This is a genomic window from Dermatophilaceae bacterium Soc4.6 (genome assembly GCA_039889245.1).
Lineage (GTDB): Bacteria > Actinomycetota > Actinomycetes > Actinomycetales > Dermatophilaceae > Lapillicoccus.
Genome location: JAZGVH010000002.1, coordinates 150,103 through 165,974 on the forward strand (window position 1 = coordinate 150,103; position 15,872 = coordinate 165,974).

Here is a 15,872-nt window from a genome sequence, read left to right on the forward strand (position 1 = left end):
ATGAGCGAGCACTTCTACCGGCCCTCCGAGGGCCACCGACTGCCCCACGACCCCTTCAACGCGATCGTGGGGCCGCGCCCGATCGGCTGGATCGGGACCCTCTCGCCGCAGGGGGTGCGCAACCTCGCTCCCTACAGCTTCTTCAACGCCTTCAACTACACACCGCCGCTGGTGGGCTTCTCGAGCGTCGGCCACAAGCACACGGTCGCGAACCTCGAGCAGTCGCGAGAGTTCTCGTGGAACCTCGTCACGCGCGGGCTGGCGGAGCAGATGAACGCGACGTCGACGATGCACGACGTCGACGAGTTCGAGGTGGCGGGCCTCGAGGCCGCTGACTGCGTCGAGATCGCCGCCCCGCGGGTGGCGGCCGCGCCCGTCAGCTTCGAGTGCCGCGTGACGCAGGTCATCGAGCTCACCGGCACGGACGGCGCCTCGGCCGGGGCCTGGCTCACCGTGGGCGAGGTGGTGGGGGTGCACATCGACGAGCAGTTCCTCGTCGACGGCGTCTACGACACGGCCCTTGCCGAGCCCGTCATGCGCGCAGGCGGACCGAGCGCCTACTACGGCATCACGGCCGACAACCGCTTCGACCTGCGTCGTCCGAGGTAGAAGGGTCAGGGGGTGGAGAACCCGGCGGTGCGCTGGACCGGGTCACCGTGACACCGTGGGCCGGAGCGATCGCCGTCCCGTGCGGGCTGCCGGTTGTCGACACCATCGGACGACCGCACCACGACCCGGTCGTCGACGATGGTCGTGACCATGCGTGGGAGCGAGGGCGAGATCTGGACCCGGAGGTGCACCTGCGCCTGCGCTCCCGCAGGGATCCGCAGGCCAGGCGTCGTCGTGAGCAACCGCGGCCCGGGCCTCGACCGCGCCGGGGTCAGACCTCCGACCAGGGCCGTGAGCGAGACGGCCAGGGAACGGGGCCAGGAGCCGCCGTGCATGCATCGGGCGTACGTCGATCGTGGACGGGCCGACCCTGGTGTGTGGCGGCAGACCCGTCAGACGGGATCACGCCCGATGCGAACCGGTATGGCTAGAGCACACGAGGTTCTCAGCCATTCTTCACGGTTGGTCGGTCAGTCCGTCGACCTGTGGTCACGGGGTCAGGAGGGTGAGGCCCGAGGGAGCGACATCCACGTCGATCGGCAGCGGCAGGAAGGCCTCCCCGTCGGCCTGGCTGACGACCCCGGCCGCCTCGAGTCGGATGGAGCGCCCGCGCAGCACCTCCACCTCCGGGTGGTGGGTGTGCGTGCCGCGGAAGACCGACGGGTAGATGCGCAGGAAGCGCGGGATCGACACTGCGTGCACGAGGCAGACGTCGAGCAGCCCGTCGTCGTAGCGGGCGTCCGGGCAGATGTGCATCCCGCCGCCGAACGACGGGCCGTTGCCGACGGCCACCAGCATCGCCTCGGTCTCGATGCGGTGCCCGTCCACCGTCACGACGTAGGGGATGGCGCGGAAGCGTGGCAGCTCGAGGAGGACCGCGAGGTCGTAGCGACGTGGTCCGGACGGCCACCGCAGCGTCTGCGCCCGCTGGGTCACCACCGAGTCGAACCCTCCGCCGAGCACCCCGAGGAAGTGGTGGGTCTCATCACCTGCCGTGGTCCTCGCCCGACCCAGGTCGACCTGGCGCCGCCAGCCCGTGGCCACCAGGGCCGCAGCGGCCTCGGGTTCTCGCACCGGCAGCCCGAGCTCGCGCGCGTTGTCGTTACCCGTGCCGGCGGCCACGATCGCGAGGGGCACGTCGGTGCCCGCGAGCAGGTCGACGCCGAGATGGGCCATCCCGTCTCCCCCGACGACGACCAGCACGTCGATCTCGCCGGCCGAGAGGGCCGCCACGGTCCGCGCCCGCGCGGTGGCCGCGTCGGGAGCGCTCAGCTCCACCACGACGTGCCCGTCGGCCAGCAGCTGCCGCCGGGCCCGCTCACCGTAGGAGGCGCCACGGCCCCTGCCGGCGACCGGGTTGACGAGCAGCCCGACGGTGAGGGTCACCCCGGTCAGCCCCCGTGACTTAGAGCGTCGATGCCTGGTCGTCGGGCACGTCGACCCACTCGGACTGCGGGCTGCGCCGCGCCCTGCGGCGGTCGAGCAGGAAGCAGATGCCGATCGCGAGGTAGAAGAGCGCGATCATCGGAGCCGCGAGGGCGAGCATCGTCCACGCGTCGGGGGTGGGGGTCATCACGGCGGCGAACAGGAAGATCAGGAAGACCGCAGGGCGCCAGGCCCTGATCAGGATCCGCGCGGGCAGGATGCCGACGGCGTTGAGACCGACGAGGAAGACCGGCAGCAGGAAGGCCAGCCCGAAGGCGAGGATGAAGCGCAGGACGAAGTCGAGGTACTCGTTCGCCGGGAGGATGTTGGACGCCGAGTCGGGAGTGAACGACAGCAGTGCTTCGGCGGCACGAGGCAGGATGAAGAAGCCCAGCACGCAGCCGCCGAGGAAGAGCGGTACGGCAGCACCGATGAACAGGAGGGCGGTGACCTTCTCACGCCGCTTCAGGCCGGGCACCACGAAGGCCCAGATCTGGTAGAGCCAGACCGGTGAGGCCATGATCAGGCCGGCGAACAGGCCGACGGTGATCAGGAGCGAGAACGAGCCGGTCATGTCGGTGAAGTTCAGCGAGGCGATGGCCTGCCCGCGCTTGTGGACCAGGTCGGTGATCGGCTGCTGGATCGCGGTGAAGAGCAGGTTGTACTTCCACCACCCGATGCAGGCGCCGACGAGGATCGCCACGGCAGCGATCAGGAAACGCCGACGCAGCTCGCGCAGGTGGTCACCGAGGGCCATCCGGCCCTCCGGGTCGCGCTCACGGCGCAGGCGCCTACGGATGCCGTCCTTGGCCATGGGTCAGCGCTGTCCCTGGAGCGCGCTCAGCGCGCGGTCGTGTCGTGCGGCTGAGGCGTCACGCCCGCGTCGACCGGAGCATCGGCCGGGGTCGCGACGGGCGTCGCCACCGGCGGGGCCTGGGCGGCGGGGGGCGTCGTGGCCGCGGGGGTCACCTGACCGGAGACCGTCTCGGAGGCAGCCGGGCTCGGCTTCGAGTCCTTGCCGTCGTTCTTCATCTCGCCCATCTCGGACTTGAAGATACGCATCGAGCGGCCCACGCTGCGCGCAGCGTCGGGGAGCTTCTTCCACCCGAAGAGCACGACGATGAGGACCGCCAGGATGAGGAGGTGACTGGGCTGGGCGAGGTCTTTCAACATGGTCCTGCTGGCCTTTCGGTCGGGTGCTCACGAGTCTACGTGCCGGGCCCACGTCGGGAGGGCGCGACGCCGATTGTCGCGGCCCTGACGTCTCAACGTCTCACGCCCCTGCGCGCGTTCCCGCCGCAGGACGACGGGGTCACCGAAGACCGCGAGCTCGTCGAGACGGTCGTTCGCCTCCCCGAGCCGATCGACCTGGGTCTGCACCTGCGCGAGCCGGTCGGACGCGGTGGCGAGCTCGGACCCCAGCGCGGTGGTCTGCCCCCACGCGACCCTGACGGCACGCCAGAGGTAGAGACCGGCCACGACGACGAGGGCGATCCAGACAAGGATCCAGACGAGGGTTCGCATGAGGTCGTGAGCCTAACCCGCGTCGGTGTCCGGCACGGGGCCGGGCGGTGACGACACGGCATACGCCGTGAGCGCCTCGTCGGCGCCGTCGGCCACGGAGGCCCGCAGGCTGGATGGGGAGAGGACGGTGACGTGCCCGCCGGTACGCCAGACCAGGCGCCGCACCCAGGCGGGATCGCCCACCCGCAGCGTGATGCGGCGGCGCCCCTCCCCCAGCTCGAGCACCGACTCGGTGGGGTAGTAGTCGGCGATCCACGCGGCGGACCGGTCGGTCTCGACGACGACCTCGAGGTCGTCGGGGTGGGCGACGAAGACGGACGCCGCGAGGTCGCGCGGCTGCGCCTGAGGTGGTGGGGTGCCGTCGGTGTCGAGGACGGTGAGGTGCTCGACGCGGTCGAGGCGGAACAGGCGCACGTCGTCGGCGAGGTGGCACCACCCCTCGAGGTACCACTTCGCGTCGAGGCTGACGACGCGCATCGGGTCGACGTCGCGCTCGCTCACCTCGTCGCGGCCGGGCACGAGGTAGCGCACGTGCACCCTCCGGTGCGCCGACACGGCGCGGCGGGCGTCGGCGAGCGTCGACTCGCGGGCCCCGTCGTCGATGGAGACCTGGACGCGAGCGCTCGCCTCCCCCACGGCCCCCGTCGCCTCCTCGAGGCGAGCGAGCGCCCGGGCGACGGACTCGTGCTCGGTGATTCCTGGTGTCGTCGCCAACGCCCGCAGCCCGACCATGAGGGTGAGCGCCTCGTCGACCGTGAGCCGCAGCGGCCGGGCCAGGTGGTCGGCGTTCCCGAGCACCACCCTCCCGTCCTCCCACGAGGCCTCGATGAGGTCGTCGGGCATCCCCCCCGGCAGACCGCACAGGAAGAGGAGCTCGAGGTCGGCGACCAGCTGGGTCGACGAGACGCCGAACTCGGCCGCGGCGACGCCGAGGTCGACCCCCTGGTTCGCCAGCAGCCACGGGACCATCATCAGCAGTCGGGACAGTCGGGCCGTCGCCGACTCGCCCGACGGTGAGGGACGGCTCGTGGGCGGGGTCACGGCGTGGCCCCCCTGTCGTCGTGCCGGTCGCGCGCGCCGGTCAGCCGGCGGACCACGGCGTCACGCAGCTCGAGCGGCTCGAGGGCGACGACGTCGGGCCCGTAGCCTGCCACCTCGTCGGCGAGCCGGTCGACGTCGTCGTGGTCGACGGTGAGCACCGACCAGCCCGGCTGCTCCGGGCCGTCCACGGCCGTGCGGGCGCGCCGTCGCAGCAGGTTTCCGGCGCCGGCCCGTACCCGCAGGAGCGCGGTCGCTGTCGCCGGACGGGCCTCCTGGGTCGACGCGACCATGGCACCGGGGTCGTGGTCGGGCGGCACGTCGTAGGCGCGGAGACGGCCCTTGCGCGTGACCACGGTGTCGATCCGGCTGAGGCGGAAGACCCGCGGGCCCTCGCGGTCGAGGTCGAGACCGCTGACGTACCACCGCCCGTGCCACTGGGCCAGCCCCCACGGCTGGAGCCGGCGGACGGCACTCGTGCCCCCGGCCTTGCGGTAGCCGAAGGTGACGGCGCAGCGGTCGACGACGGCACGGCGCAGGGGCTCGAAGGCCTCCTCCGTCGTGCGCACGATCGGCTCGATACCCACGAGCGAGGTGTCGTCGAGCTCGACCCCGGCCGACCGCAGCTTGCGCATGGCCGCGGCGGCCGGTCCCGCGAGGCTGGCCTGCTGCCAGGCGCGGGCAGCGAGGGCGAGGGCCGCGACCTCGTCGGGCGCGAAGGAGATCTCGGGTAGGGCGTACTCGCGCTTGTCGATGCGGTAGCCGAGCTCGTCGTCGAAGAGCACGTCGACGACCTGGGTCTCGAGCGGGATGCCGAGCTCACGCAGCTCGTCCTTGTCGCGCTCGAACATCCGGTCGAAGGCCTCGAGCGACGCGGTCTGCTGATACTGCGGGACGGCGGCGCGGATGCGCGCCTTCGTCAACGGCATCCGGGTCGCCAGGAGCGCGATGACGAGGTTGAGGAGACGCTCCGTCTTCGCGGCGACGTGGGTGCTGACGGTCACCCCACCGACGCTACCCGACGGGGCGGGGGTGGCTAGGCTCGCGACCGTGGTCAGGCTGCGCAGGGGTGTCGTCGAAGGGCTCGGTGCCGCGCGTCCGGGCGCGCTCGAGCTGAGGGTGCGCCTGGCCGACGGGCAGCTCGTGCAGGCTCTGGCGTATGCCGAGCTCACCGGTGAGCCCCGCACGGGTGAGACGGTGCTGGTCAACACCACGGCGCTCGAGCGGGGGCTCGGCACGGGCGGGCTCGCGCTGGTGGTCGCGCTCCCCGACCGCACCGACGACGATCTGCCCGCAGGCCCCTCCGGGCGGCCCGGGCACGTGGTCAAGGCCCGCTACACCCCCCTGCAGACCATGGTGCTCGGTGTCGACGAGCAGGAGAGCCCGCACCACGCGCTGCTCGCCGAGGCAGACGACCTCGCGGGGATGCCGGTGGTCGTCGCCGACCTGCACTCGGCCCTGCCGGCGATCGTGGTGGGTGTGGAGCGCGAGCGCCCGGGGACGAGGGTCGCCTACGTCATGACCGACGGGGGCGCCCTGCCGGCCGCCTTCTCGACCACCGTCGCCGTGCTCCGCGAGCGGGGCGCCCTCGCGTGCTGCCTGACGGTCGGCCAGGCCTATGGGGGCGACCTCGAGGCGGTCACGGTGCACTCGGCACTGCTGGCGGCCCGGCTCGTGGTCGGGGCCGACCTCGTGGTCGTCGCGCAGGGACCCGGCAACCTCGGGACCGGCACCCGCTGGGGGTTCTCGGGCGTCGTCGCCGGCGAGGCCGTCAATGCCGCAGTCACCCTCGGTGGACGAGCGGTGGCGTCGTTGCGTGTCTCGCAGGCCGACCCGCGAGAGCGTCACCGCGGGGTGTCGCACCACAGCCGCACGGCCTACGGGCGGGTGGCTCTGGTGCCGGCCGACGTGCCGGTCCCCCGGTTGACCGGTCAGATCGGTGAGCTGGTGTCGGCGCAGGCCGACGCGCTGGTGGAGCAGAGCGGCGGCCGCCTGGTGCGGCACGACGTCAAGGTCGACGACCTCGAGCCGGCGCTGCGGGCGTCACCGGTGACGTTGCGCACCATGGGCCGCGGCTACGACGACGACCCGGCGAGCTTCCTCGCCGCGGCCGCCGCCGGCCGCCACGCCGCGTCGTTGCTCTGACCCGACGAAGCAACGAGTGGGGTGGTGCTGGTGTGTCTCCGGGTGTCAGCGCACGTCGACCAGGTCGACGACGAAGATCAGGGTCTCGCCCGGCTTGATGACGGCACCGGCACCGCGGTCGCCGTAGGCCAGGTGGGCCGGGATGGTGAGCTTGCGGCGGCCGCCGACCTTCATCCCGAGCAGGCCCTCGTCCCAGCCCTTGATGACCCGGCCGACGCCGACGGGGAAGTCGAGGGGGGCGCCGCGGCCCCACGACGAGTCGAACTCCTCGCCCGAGGAGAAGGCCCACCCGACGTAGTGGGTGCTCACCGTCTGGCCGGCGGCGGCCTCGTCGCCGGTGCCCTCGATGATCTCCTCGATCACGAGGTCGGTGGGGGCTTCGTCGCCGGGGAAGTCGAGCTCGGGCTTGGTGCGGTCAGCGGGGATGGCCATGGAGGCTCCTTCTGGGAGTGGTGGTGTGGGTGGCTGGGGTCAGCTGGCGTCGAGGATGTCGATCGCGAAGACGAGGGTGGAGTTCGCGGGGATGCTGCCCTGCGCGTTGGCGCCGTAACCGTCGGCCGGCGGGATGACGAGCAGGATGCGCGAGCCGACCTTCTGGCCGATCAGGCCCTTGTCCCAGCCGGGGATGACCCGGCCGGCACCGATGGTGAAGGTGAAGGGCGCCTTCTTGGTCCACGACGAGTCGAAGACCTCGCCGGTGCTGTAGGTGACGCCCGTGTAGTGGACCGTCACCGACTGTCCCTTGGCGACGGTGGCGCCGGTGCCCTGCACGAGGGGCTGGATGACGAGGCTCGTGGAGGCTGCGGTCTTGGGCACGGTGATGGTCGGGCCCTTGGTGGAGTCGAAGGCCACCGTGGGGAGTCCCGCCTTGGGTGCGACGGGCGCCCCCTTCGCCTCGGTCAGGGGCGTGCCGACCGAGACGATGTCCGCCACGACGACGAGGTTGTCGGTGGGTCCGACGCCCGCCGCCGTGTTGCCCTGGGCGCCGAAGGCCTCGGCCGGGGGGATCGCGAAGAGGATGCGCGAGCCCGCCCTCACACCGGTGAGGGCGATGTTGAGCCCGGGGATGGTGTTGCCGCTGCTGAGCACGAAGGACTGGGCGGGCTTGCCGTAGGTGCTGTCGAGCTGCTTGCCGGTCGTGCCCTGGAAGAGCGCCTCGATGATCGAGACGCGGCTCGCCCCCGTGCTCACCTCGCCCGTGCCCTGCGTGAGGACCTTCACCGCGGTGGCGGAGACGCTCACCGGCTTCTTGGCGATGGTGACCGTCGGCGTCTTGGCGGTGCCGTCGCCGGCCACGGTGATGCCGTCGAGCGTGGCGACGTCCTGTGGCTTGTTGAGCGGTGGGTGGTTGGCGTTAGCAGCGGGGCTGGCCCCGGGGGTGGCCGATCCCGTCGGGGTGGAGCCGGGCGACGACGTCGCCCCGGTGCTGGTCGTGGACGCGCCGCAGGCCGTCAGGCCGAGGACGAGCACAGCACCGGCTGCGATGGATACGGGGAGAGCGTGCACGCGAGAAGGCCTTCGGGTCGGGAGTGGTAACCGCACGACACGGTAACGGGATCGCCTGTGCCGCGAGACACCGCCGGTGGTGGAGGGGTGCCCCGACCGCGTCACATGCTCTCGACGAGGCGGGCCACCCGCACGTCGGTCGACGCGAAGGGGTCCTTGCACAGGACGGTGCGCTGGGCCTGGTCGTTGAGCTTGAGGTGCACCCAGTCGACGGTGAAGTCTCGGCGGTGCTCCTGCGCGGCGCGGATGAAGTCACCGCGCAGCTTGGCCCGGGTGGTCTGTGGGGGCCGACCCTTGGCCTCGAAGGTCTCGAGATCGGTGCACACCCGCGCGGCCAGGCCCCGCTTCTGCAGCAGATAGAACAGCCCGCGCCGACGGTTGATGTCGTGGTAGGCGAGGTCGATCTGCAGGATCCGTGGGTCCGACAGCTCGAGGTCGTGCTTGGCCATGTAGCGGTCGATGAGCCGCTTCTTGATCACCCAGTCGATCTCGGTGTCGACCAGGGAGAGGTCACCGGTCTCGACGGCGGTCAACGTGCGGCCCCACAGGTCGAGGACCTGCTTCTGCACCGGTGCCGTCAGGCCCTCCCGCTCGACGAACCCCATCGCCCGCTCGTAGTACTCCTGCTGGATCTGCAGCGCGGAGAGGTCACGCCCGTTGGCCAGCCTGACGGTTTTGCGCCCGCTCACGTCGTGGCTGATCTCGCGGATCGCCCGGATGGGGTTCTCGAGGGCCATGTCGCGCATCACGACCCCTGCCTCGATCATCCGCAGCACGAGGTCGGCCGAGCCGACCTTGAGCAGGGTCGTGGTCTCGGACATGTTGGAGTCGCCGACGATGACGTGCAGACGGCGGTACTTCTCCGCGTCGGCGTGGGGCTCGTCACGGGTGTTGATGATGGGACGGCTGCGCGTCGTGGCCGACGACACTCCCTCCCAGATGTGGTCGGCGCGCTGGCTCACACAGAATCGCGCCCCCGAGGTGCTGGTGACGACCTTCCCTGCGCCACAGGTGATCTGGCGGCTGACCAGGAAGGGGATGAGCACGTCGGAGATCTTCTGGAACTCGCCCGCCCGGCCCACGAGGTAGTTCTCGTGGCAGCCGTAGGAGTTGCCGGCGGAGTCGGTGTTGTTCTTGAAGACGTAGATCTCGCCCGCGATGCCCTCTTCGGCCAGCCGCTGCTGGGCGTCCTCGACGAGGCCCTCGACGATGCGCTCGCCGGCCTTGTCGTGGATGACGATCTCGCGCAGGTCGTCGCACTCGGGCGTGGCGTACTCCGGGTGGGACCCCACGTCGAGATACAGCCGGGACCCGTTGGCGAGGAAGACGTTGCTCGACCGCCCCCACGAGACGACCTTGCGGAAGAGGTAGCGCGCGACCTCGTCGGGCGTCAGCCGGCGCTGTCCGTCGAACGTGCACGTGACGCCGTACTCGTTCTCGATCCCGAAGATCCGCCGCTCCATCTCCTCACTCTAGGCCGACGGTGCTCGGGTTGCCCCCGGGCTCGCCGCTGCGCCGAGCGCGTAAGCCCTGGGCCACCTTCGCCGCCCGTGCGACATTGGCTCGATGACCGGCTCGAAGACCGTCCTCGTCCTCGGAGGCACCGCGTGGCTCGGCGGAGCCGTCGCCCGCCACGCCGCCGCCGCCGGGCACGAGGTCACCTGCCTCGCCCGTGGCCGGAGCGGCTCGGTTCCCCCCGGAGCCCGGCTCGTCGCGGCCGACCGGTCGCGCGACAGCACCCCCGACCCGTATGCCGCCCTGCCCGACCAGGACTGGGACCTCGTCGTTGAGCTGACCTGGCAGCCCGGCTTCGCCGTGCGGGCGCTCACGGCCCTGTCGGACCGCGCGCGGCACTGGGTCTACGTCTCCTCCGGGTCGGTCTACGCCGACCAGAGCGTCGTCGGTGGAGGGCAGGACCTGCCGCTGCTGGGAGCCCTGTCGTCCCCGATGGCGGACGGTGAGGTCTACGGCGAGGCGAAGGTGGCGTGCGAGCAGGCAGTGGCGGTCGCCCGGGGGGCCGATGCGCTGGTCGCCAGGTCGGGTCTGATCGCCGGCTACGGCGACCCGAGCGACCGCTTCGGCTACTGGGTGGGCCGCTGCGCGCTGGCTGCCGAGGACGGTGGGCCCCTCCTCGTGCCCGAGCGCACCGATCGAGGTGCGCAGGTGGTCGACGTCGAGGACCTGGCCGCCTGGCTGGTGCACGCGGGGCTGGCCGGACGAACCGGCACGGTCGACGCCTACGGACCTCGTCGCACGCTCGAGGAGGTGATCGCCGCCGCAGAGTGGCTGACCGGCTTCGCGGGGCCTCGGGTCGAGGCGACGGACGAGGACCTGAGGGCCCACGGAGTCACGGAGTTCATGGGGCCCCGGTCCCTGGCGCTGTGGATGGCGGACGAGGCGTGGCAGGGGTTCGCCACCCACGACGACCACTCTGCGGTCGCCGCCGGACTCGTGACCCGGCCCCTGGCGGAGACGACGGCGGCCACTCTGCTCTGGGAGCGGGAGCTCGGGCTGGGGCGCACCGGCCGCAGGGCCGGTCTCGACCGCGACGACGAGCTCGATCTGGCGGCCCGGATCCGGGGCCGCCGCCGCTCCGCCGGATTGCCGTGATGCGAGCTGTGCTCAGTGTGGTGATGGTTTGACCAACCGGACGGCCCGTGCCACCGCCCGTCTGGAAGATCATGCAGCCGCACCCCGCTAACGAGCCGTTGCCGTTGCCCGCGCAGCGCGACCGAGGGCATGGGATCATTGCGCCCATGTACGAGCCGTTCGTCCCCCGCGAGCCGGCCCCCTACGCGTGGGCCGGGGCAACGGACGACACCTCCGACCCGTGGGGTGAGGAGGAGCCTGACGCACGGCTCGACGAGACCGACAGCCCTGACACCGCTACCCCTGACACCGTGGTGACGGAAGCGGTCGGTCCGCCGTCGACCTTCGGCCCGCGGATGTCCTTCGGTGACGTGACCGCTCAGACTCTTGCCATCCTCACGAGCGCGCAGACGCACGCAGACACTCTCCGGGCCCAGATGCAGGCGCAGGCCGAGACGACCGCGGCCGAGTGCGCCCGGCTGCGGCTCGAGGCCGACGCGCTGCGCGAGGAGGCAGCCGCGCTGCACGCCGACGCCGTCGCCGCCCTCGACCAGGCGAAGAGCCGGCTCGCGGAGGCCCAGGAGGACGCGGACCGGCTGCACGCCGATGCGGCCGAGCAGTCGGCGCTGGTCACGGCCGCCGCCGCCCGCACGAGCGAGGCAGCGATCTCGCAGGCCCGCGAGGAGGCGGCCCAGCTGCTGTCCTGCGCCGACGACGAGCGTCGGCAGCTGGTCGAGGCGGCCCGCTCCGACGACGAGACGGCCAGGGCGGCCTTGGTCGAGCACCAACGGGCGCAGGTCGCCGCACTCGAGGAGCGTATCCAGGCGGCTGACGCCGAGCGCGAGCTGCTGACCTCGCAGACCGGGGCCCACGTCTCGACACTGCGTGAGCAGGCCGAGGCGGAGGTGGCACGCCTGCGCGAGGAGGCCCGGTCCGAGGCGCAGGGGTGGCGCGACGACGCCCGGGTCACCCTCGACGCCCACCAACGACAGGCCGACCAGGTCCTGAGCGACGCGCAGCAGCGCGTGGCCGAGCTGACCGCCGTCGCCAAGGCTGAGGCCGACGAGACCCTGGCCGCGGCGGACGGCCACATGGAGTGGGCCCGGGCCACGATGCAGGAGATGCTCGACGGCACCCGCGAGGAAGTGGCCCGTCAGGGCGCCGTCAGCCACCACGAGCGGCTCCAGACCACCCGCGAGCACCGCACCAGGGTGCAGGAGGTGCTCGCCCAGGCGGCTCACAAGGCCGAGACCACCGTCGCCGAGGCCCTCGCCGAGGCCGAGCGCCTGCGGTCACAGGCCCAGGCCGTGCTGGAGTCGGCCCGTGCCGACGCCCAGCGCACCTCGGACCGGGCCCAGCAGGACTCGGCCCGAGCCGTCGCCGACGCCGAGCTCAACGCCCAGGCGGCCGTCGAACGGGCCGAACGTCGCCTCACCGAGGCCGAGCACGGAGCCCGGCTCATCCGGGAGCGCACCGGGGCCGAGGTGGAGAAGCTGCAGCGGGACTCCCACGAGCAGCGCCGCGCGACCCGCGCCGAGCTGGTGGCGACCATCACGTCGGCGCGGACCGAGGCGGACGAGCTGCGGGCCCAGGCCCGCAAGATCCTCGAGGACGCACGCCACGAGGCCACCATGCTGGCCTCACAGCGCGACGACATCGCCAGCCAGCTGGGGCACCTCTCCGGGGTCATCGAGGCACTCGCGGTGACCGAGCGGCCGGACGGCACGATGGAAGGGCTCGAAGCCGAGCTCGCTGCGTCGCGTGCGGCGGCGGTCGACCTTGCTGCCGTCGAGCCCGGCGTGATCGAGCCGGAGGTGGTCGAGCCGGACGCGGTCGACCCCCACCCCGCAGCGCGTGCCGAGCTGGCCGAGCCTGCCGAGCCCGAGTTCTACTGGGGTTCCTACGAGGACGCCCCCGTCGCCCCAGCCCTCCAGCCCACCGACCCGACCCACTGATGCGCAGGCTCGACCCTGCAGAAACGATGGCACCCCGATGACCGAGAAAGCTCCCCCGTTCCGCTCCGTGATGCGCGGCTACGACCCGGCCCAGGTCGACTCTCACCTGGGCCAGCTCTTCGCGGCGCTGGAGGAGGCCAGACGTGAGGCAGCTGACCGCACCGTCGAGCTCAGCAAGACCCAGACGGCTCACGCCGACCTCAACGCCGAGCTGGACGGCCTGCGTCGGCACGCCCAGACGCTCGAGGCGGCACAGCGCTCCGCCGGCCAGCCCAGCTATCAGAACCTCGGCGAGCGGATCGGCAAGATCCTCGAGCTCGCTGACGCCGAAGCCGCTGACCTGCGGGCGATGGCCGCTGCTGACGCGGACAACCACCGCGCCTCGGCGATGGCGGCCGTCGAGTCCCTCCGGGCGGAGACGACGCGCTACACGGAGGAGGTCCGCAGCAAGGCCGAGGCCGATGCGGCCAGTCTGCTGGAATACGCCAACCGCCGCGCGGACGAGATCATCGATGATGCCGAGCGGGGTGCTCAGACTCGGCGCGGGGAGGCGGAGGCACTCTACGAGAGCCAGCGGGCCAAGGTCTCCGCCGCCGCCGCCGACTTCGAGACCACGCTGGCCGAGCGCCGAGACAAGGCGGCGGCCGAGTTCTCGGCGCAGCTCGCGATGCACGACCAGCACCTGACCGAGGCCAAGGGGCGGGTGGAGACGCTCACGTCGGAGTCGGAGCAGGCGCACTCCCAGGCGCGCACCCAGGCCGACTCGCTGCTCGAGTCGGCTCGGGCCGAGGCGACCCAGCTCGTCAAGGCTGCCCGTGACCAGGCCGAGCGGGTCCGCACCGAGTCGGAGCGGGAGCTCGCGGCAGCCACCACCCGTCGGGACAGCATCAACAGCCAGCTGGCCAACGTGCGCCAGATGCTGGCCACTCTCGGCGGGGCCGCCCTGGCCTCGCAGGCCGCCCCCGCCGCACCGGTCGCCGCTGCTGTCCCAGCCTCCGAGGCCCAGCCGCAGGTCGAGCCCGAGCTCCAGCCGGAGCCCGCTTCGACCGGTGCACCGGTCGAGGTCGAGCAGACCACCTCGATGGATCAGACCACCTCGATCGAGCAGTCCGACGAGCTGGGGCAGCCGGCTGCAGCTCGCTGACCGGCCCCACCCAGGTGGAGTCAGACCCGGCCGTCGTCCTCGCGTCCCTGCGGGTTCGACGGCTGGTCTGTGCCGGGGGTCTCGGGTGACGGACCGCCCTCCCCGGTGAGAAGGCCGTGGTGCCCGGGAGGGCCGTCGACGGACGGGGCGTCGTGCACCGGGCTGTCACTGTTGAGCAGGTCGTTCAGCAGCTGACCGCCGAGGCGACGGAACGTGCGACGAGGGCGCTCACGGTCGAGCACGGCCACCTCGAGCTGGTCGGCGGGCAGGGTGCGGGCCGGACCTCCGGCCGGGTCGAGCGCCAGCGCGTCGACGGCCAGCGACAGCGCACCCCCGAGGGTCAGGCCCTTGGTCCAGCGGTCCTTGAGCAGCTGCTCGGACTGGGCGATGGTGCCACCCATGACGACGAACCCGTGCTGGTCGGCGACCGACCCGTCGTAGGTGAGGCGGTACATCTGGTCGTGGTCCTCGTCCTTGCCCACCTCGGCGACGACGATCTCGATCTCGTAGGGCTTCGGCTCCTGGGTGAAGACCGTGCCGAGGGTCTGGGCGTACGCGTTGGCCAGACCACGAGCACTCACGTCCGAGCGGTCGTAGGAGTAGCCGCGCAGGTCCGCGTAGCGGATGCCGGCCACCCGGAGGTTCTCGAACTCGTAGTACATGCCCACGGCGGCGAAGGCGATCCGGTCGTAGATCTCGGAGATCTTGCGCAGGCTCTGAGGGTTCTCCGCGACGAAGGCGATCCCCTTGTCGTAGGCCAGCACCACGACCGAGCGGCCGCGCGAGATGCCCTTGCGGGCATAGTCGGCCTTGTCCTTCATCAGCTGCTCGGGTGAGACGTAGAACGGCATGCTCATCGCGCACCTCCCGGGTTGTCACGGCGGTCGGTCACGATCTGCTGCGCCACCTGACCCAGGGTCCCGTCGTCGAGGAACCGGGCTCCGTCGACGTCGACCACGGCCAGGGTCGGCCAGATTCGCCGCCCGAGGTCGGGGCCTCCGGTCGCCGAGTCGTCGTCGGCAGCGTCGTAGAGCGCCTCGATGGCGATGCGCACGGCGTCGGCCTGGGCCATACCCGGGCGCCACAGCTTCTTGAGGGCGCCGCGAGCGAAGAGCGAGCCGGATCCGACGCTGTGGTGGTCGTGCTCGCGGTAGCAGCCGCCGGTGACGTCGTAGGAGTAGATGCGGCCCGCCCGGTCGCGGTCGTCGTAGCCCGCAAAGAGCGGCACCACCGCCAGCCCCTGCATCGCCATCGCGAGGTTGCCCCTGATCATCGTGGCCAGACGGTTGGCCTTGCCCTCGACGGACATCAGGGTGCCCTCGATCTTCTCGTAGTGCTCGAGCTCGACCTGGTAGAGCTTGACCAGCTCGATGGCGAGCCCGGCCGTGCCGGCGATGCCGACGACGGAGTACTCGTCGGCGGCGAAGACCTTCTCCATGTCGCGGTTGGCGATGAGGTTGCCCATCGTCGCGCGGCGGTCACCGGCCATCAGCACCCCGCCGGCGAACTCCACCGACACGATGGTCGTGCCGTGCGGAGCGTCGATGGACGCACCGACCGGAAGCGGGCGCCCACCGGGCAGCAGCTGCGGCGACATCCGGCCGACGAACTCGGTGAAGGACGACGACCCCGGCGTCGTGAAGGCGTGGTGCAGGCGGCCCGAGGTCAGTCCGTCGCTCACTGGCCGCCCTTCTGCACGAAGCCCTTCACGAACTCCTCGGCGTTGGACTCCAGCACCCCGTCGATCTCGTCGAGCAGGCTGTCGATGTCGTCGTCGAGCGCCTCCTTGCGGGCGGAGACCTCGGGCGAGGCGGCGGTGGGCTCCGGGCCGTCGTCGGTCCCGTCCTCGCGCCGCTGTGGCCGGCTCTGCTCCTGGCTGGGCATGGCGTCCTCCGTCACGTCTCGGCTCCCCCCGCCGAACGGCGGGAGGTCGTCGT

18 protein-coding genes are annotated in these 15,872 nt (G+C 71.9%); 5 read left to right on the plus strand and 13 right to left on the minus strand.

Translation table 11 applies throughout. The features are described 5' to 3' along the window. Positions 1-609 carry a flavin reductase family protein gene (locus V3N99_00750; GenBank protein MEO3935264.1) on the plus strand — a complete coding sequence of 203 codons (609 nt, stop codon included), beginning with the start codon at positions 1-3 and terminating at the stop codon, positions 607-609. Positions 610-614: 5 nt separating this feature from the next. Here V3N99_00750 and V3N99_00755 read toward each other — a convergent pair whose 3' ends face one another. The 7 genes from V3N99_00755 to V3N99_00785 form a co-directional block, all read right to left on the minus strand. Continuing rightward, positions 615-944 (minus strand): hypothetical protein, encoded by a 330-nt coding sequence (locus tag V3N99_00755; protein ID MEO3935265.1) that lies wholly within the window; start codon positions 942-944, stop codon positions 615-617. 154 nt (positions 945-1,098) lie between these two features. Continuing rightward, a complete protein-coding gene (locus V3N99_00760) occupies positions 1,099-1,995 on the minus strand; it encodes a diacylglycerol kinase family protein (protein ID MEO3935266.1) in 897 nt (298 codons plus the stop codon). A gap of 19 nt (positions 1,996-2,014) precedes the next feature. Then, on the minus strand, positions 2,015-2,848 hold the full coding sequence (gene tatC, locus V3N99_00765) for a twin-arginine translocase subunit TatC (protein MEO3935267.1): 834 nt from the start codon (positions 2,846-2,848) through the stop codon (positions 2,015-2,017). Positions 2,849-2,874: 26 nt separating this feature from the next. Then, the gene (tatA, locus tag V3N99_00770) at positions 2,875-3,207 is read right to left on the minus strand and encodes a Sec-independent protein translocase subunit TatA (GenBank protein MEO3935268.1); all 333 of its coding nucleotides are present in this window, start codon (positions 3,205-3,207) and stop codon (positions 2,875-2,877) included. 27 nt (positions 3,208-3,234) lie between these two features. Further along, a complete protein-coding gene (locus V3N99_00775) occupies positions 3,235-3,558 on the minus strand; it encodes a hypothetical protein (GenBank protein MEO3935269.1) in 324 nt (107 codons plus the stop codon). Positions 3,559-3,570: 12 nt separating this feature from the next. Next, positions 3,571-4,599 (minus strand): WYL domain-containing protein, encoded by a 1,029-nt coding sequence (locus V3N99_00780; protein MEO3935270.1) that lies wholly within the window; start codon positions 4,597-4,599, stop codon positions 3,571-3,573. Next, positions 4,596-5,600 (minus strand): WYL domain-containing protein, encoded by a 1,005-nt coding sequence (locus tag V3N99_00785; GenBank protein ID MEO3935271.1) that lies wholly within the window; start codon positions 5,598-5,600, stop codon positions 4,596-4,598. Before V3N99_00785 ends, V3N99_00780 begins: the two co-directional genes overlap by 4 nt. Positions 5,601-5,646: 46 nt before the next feature. Between V3N99_00785 and V3N99_00790 the strand changes: the two genes are divergently transcribed. Beyond that, complete coding sequence (locus tag V3N99_00790) at positions 5,647-6,741, plus strand: DUF3866 family protein (GenBank protein MEO3935272.1); 1,095 nt, start codon at positions 5,647-5,649, stop codon at positions 6,739-6,741. A 45-nt stretch (positions 6,742-6,786) separates the two neighbouring features. On the opposite strand, the gene V3N99_00795 is transcribed toward V3N99_00790, so the two are convergent. The 3 genes from V3N99_00795 to pafA all read right to left on the minus strand — a co-directional run bounded on the left by V3N99_00795 (position 6,787) and on the right by pafA (position 9,710). Beyond that, a complete protein-coding gene (locus tag V3N99_00795; GenBank protein ID MEO3935273.1) occupies positions 6,787-7,173 on the minus strand; it encodes an FKBP-type peptidyl-prolyl cis-trans isomerase in 387 nt (128 codons plus the stop codon). Positions 7,174-7,212: 39 nt separating this feature from the next. Then, a complete protein-coding gene (locus V3N99_00800) occupies positions 7,213-8,247 on the minus strand; it encodes an FKBP-type peptidyl-prolyl cis-trans isomerase (protein MEO3935274.1) in 1,035 nt (344 codons plus the stop codon). Between the two features lie 101 nt (positions 8,248-8,348). Beyond that, positions 8,349-9,710, minus strand: coding sequence for a Pup--protein ligase (pafA, locus tag V3N99_00805; GenBank protein ID MEO3935275.1), 1,362 nt, complete (start codon positions 9,708-9,710; stop codon positions 8,349-8,351). Between the two features lie 103 nt (positions 9,711-9,813). Between pafA and V3N99_00810 the strand changes: the two genes are divergently transcribed. The 3 genes from V3N99_00810 to V3N99_00820 all read left to right on the plus strand — a co-directional run bounded on the left by V3N99_00810 (position 9,814) and on the right by V3N99_00820 (position 13,935). Beyond that, the gene (locus tag V3N99_00810) at positions 9,814-10,857 is read left to right on the plus strand and encodes an oxidoreductase (protein MEO3935276.1); all 1,044 of its coding nucleotides are present in this window, start codon (positions 9,814-9,816) and stop codon (positions 10,855-10,857) included. Positions 10,858-11,003: 146 nt separating this feature from the next. Then, positions 11,004-12,791, plus strand: coding sequence for a hypothetical protein (locus V3N99_00815; GenBank protein MEO3935277.1), 1,788 nt, complete (start codon positions 11,004-11,006; stop codon positions 12,789-12,791). 37 nt (positions 12,792-12,828) lie between these two features. Further along, a complete protein-coding gene (locus V3N99_00820; protein MEO3935278.1) occupies positions 12,829-13,935 on the plus strand; it encodes a DivIVA domain-containing protein in 1,107 nt (368 codons plus the stop codon). A gap of 20 nt (positions 13,936-13,955) precedes the next feature. Here the strand turns inward: V3N99_00820 and prcA are convergent, their stop codons facing one another. The 3 genes from prcA to V3N99_00835 are packed head-to-tail and all read right to left on the minus strand — an operon-like array spanning position 13,956 to position 15,819. Continuing rightward, entirely contained in the window at positions 13,956-14,792 is an 837-nt protein-coding gene (gene prcA, locus V3N99_00825) for a proteasome subunit alpha (protein ID MEO3935279.1), read from the minus strand. Then, entirely contained in the window at positions 14,789-15,616 is an 828-nt protein-coding gene (gene prcB, locus V3N99_00830; protein MEO3935280.1) for a proteasome subunit beta, read from the minus strand. The genes prcA and prcB overlap by 4 nt, the downstream gene beginning before the upstream one ends. Then, positions 15,613-15,819, minus strand: coding sequence for a ubiquitin-like protein Pup (locus tag V3N99_00835; protein MEO3935281.1), 207 nt, complete (start codon positions 15,817-15,819; stop codon positions 15,613-15,615). The genes prcB and V3N99_00835 overlap by 4 nt, the downstream gene beginning before the upstream one ends. Positions 15,820-15,872 lie beyond the last annotated feature (53 nt).

What these genes read in the sequence shown, in the direction of transcription:
- V3N99_00815 (MEO3935277.1), top strand. Translation starts at nt 11,004, where the DNA reads ATGTACGAGCCGTTCGTCCCCCGCGAGCCGGCCCCCTACGCGTGGGCC.
- V3N99_00820 (MEO3935278.1), top strand. Translation starts at nt 12,829, where the DNA reads ATGACCGAGAAAGCTCCCCCGTTCCGCTCCGTGATGCGCGGCTACGAC.
- tatC (MEO3935267.1), bottom strand. Translation starts at nt 2,848, where the DNA reads ATGGCCAAGGACGGCATCCGTAGGCGCCTGCGCCGTGAGCGCGACCCG.
- V3N99_00750 (MEO3935264.1), top strand. Translation starts at nt 1, where the DNA reads ATGAGCGAGCACTTCTACCGGCCCTCCGAGGGCCACCGACTGCCCCAC.
- prcA (MEO3935279.1), bottom strand. Translation starts at nt 14,792, where the DNA reads ATGAGCATGCCGTTCTACGTCTCACCCGAGCAGCTGATGAAGGACAAG.
- V3N99_00835 (MEO3935281.1), bottom strand. Translation starts at nt 15,819, where the DNA reads ATGCCCAGCCAGGAGCAGAGCCGGCCACAGCGGCGCGAGGACGGGACC.
- V3N99_00795 (MEO3935273.1), bottom strand. Translation starts at nt 7,173, where the DNA reads ATGGCCATCCCCGCTGACCGCACCAAGCCCGAGCTCGACTTCCCCGGC.
- V3N99_00810 (MEO3935276.1), top strand. Translation starts at nt 9,814, where the DNA reads ATGACCGGCTCGAAGACCGTCCTCGTCCTCGGAGGCACCGCGTGGCTC.
- pafA (MEO3935275.1), bottom strand. Translation starts at nt 9,710, where the DNA reads ATGGAGCGGCGGATCTTCGGGATCGAGAACGAGTACGGCGTCACGTGC.
- V3N99_00775 (MEO3935269.1), bottom strand. Translation starts at nt 3,558, where the DNA reads ATGCGAACCCTCGTCTGGATCCTTGTCTGGATCGCCCTCGTCGTCGTG.
- tatA (MEO3935268.1), bottom strand. Translation starts at nt 3,207, where the DNA reads ATGTTGAAAGACCTCGCCCAGCCCAGTCACCTCCTCATCCTGGCGGTC.
- V3N99_00755 (MEO3935265.1), bottom strand. Translation starts at nt 944, where the DNA reads ATGCACGGCGGCTCCTGGCCCCGTTCCCTGGCCGTCTCGCTCACGGCC.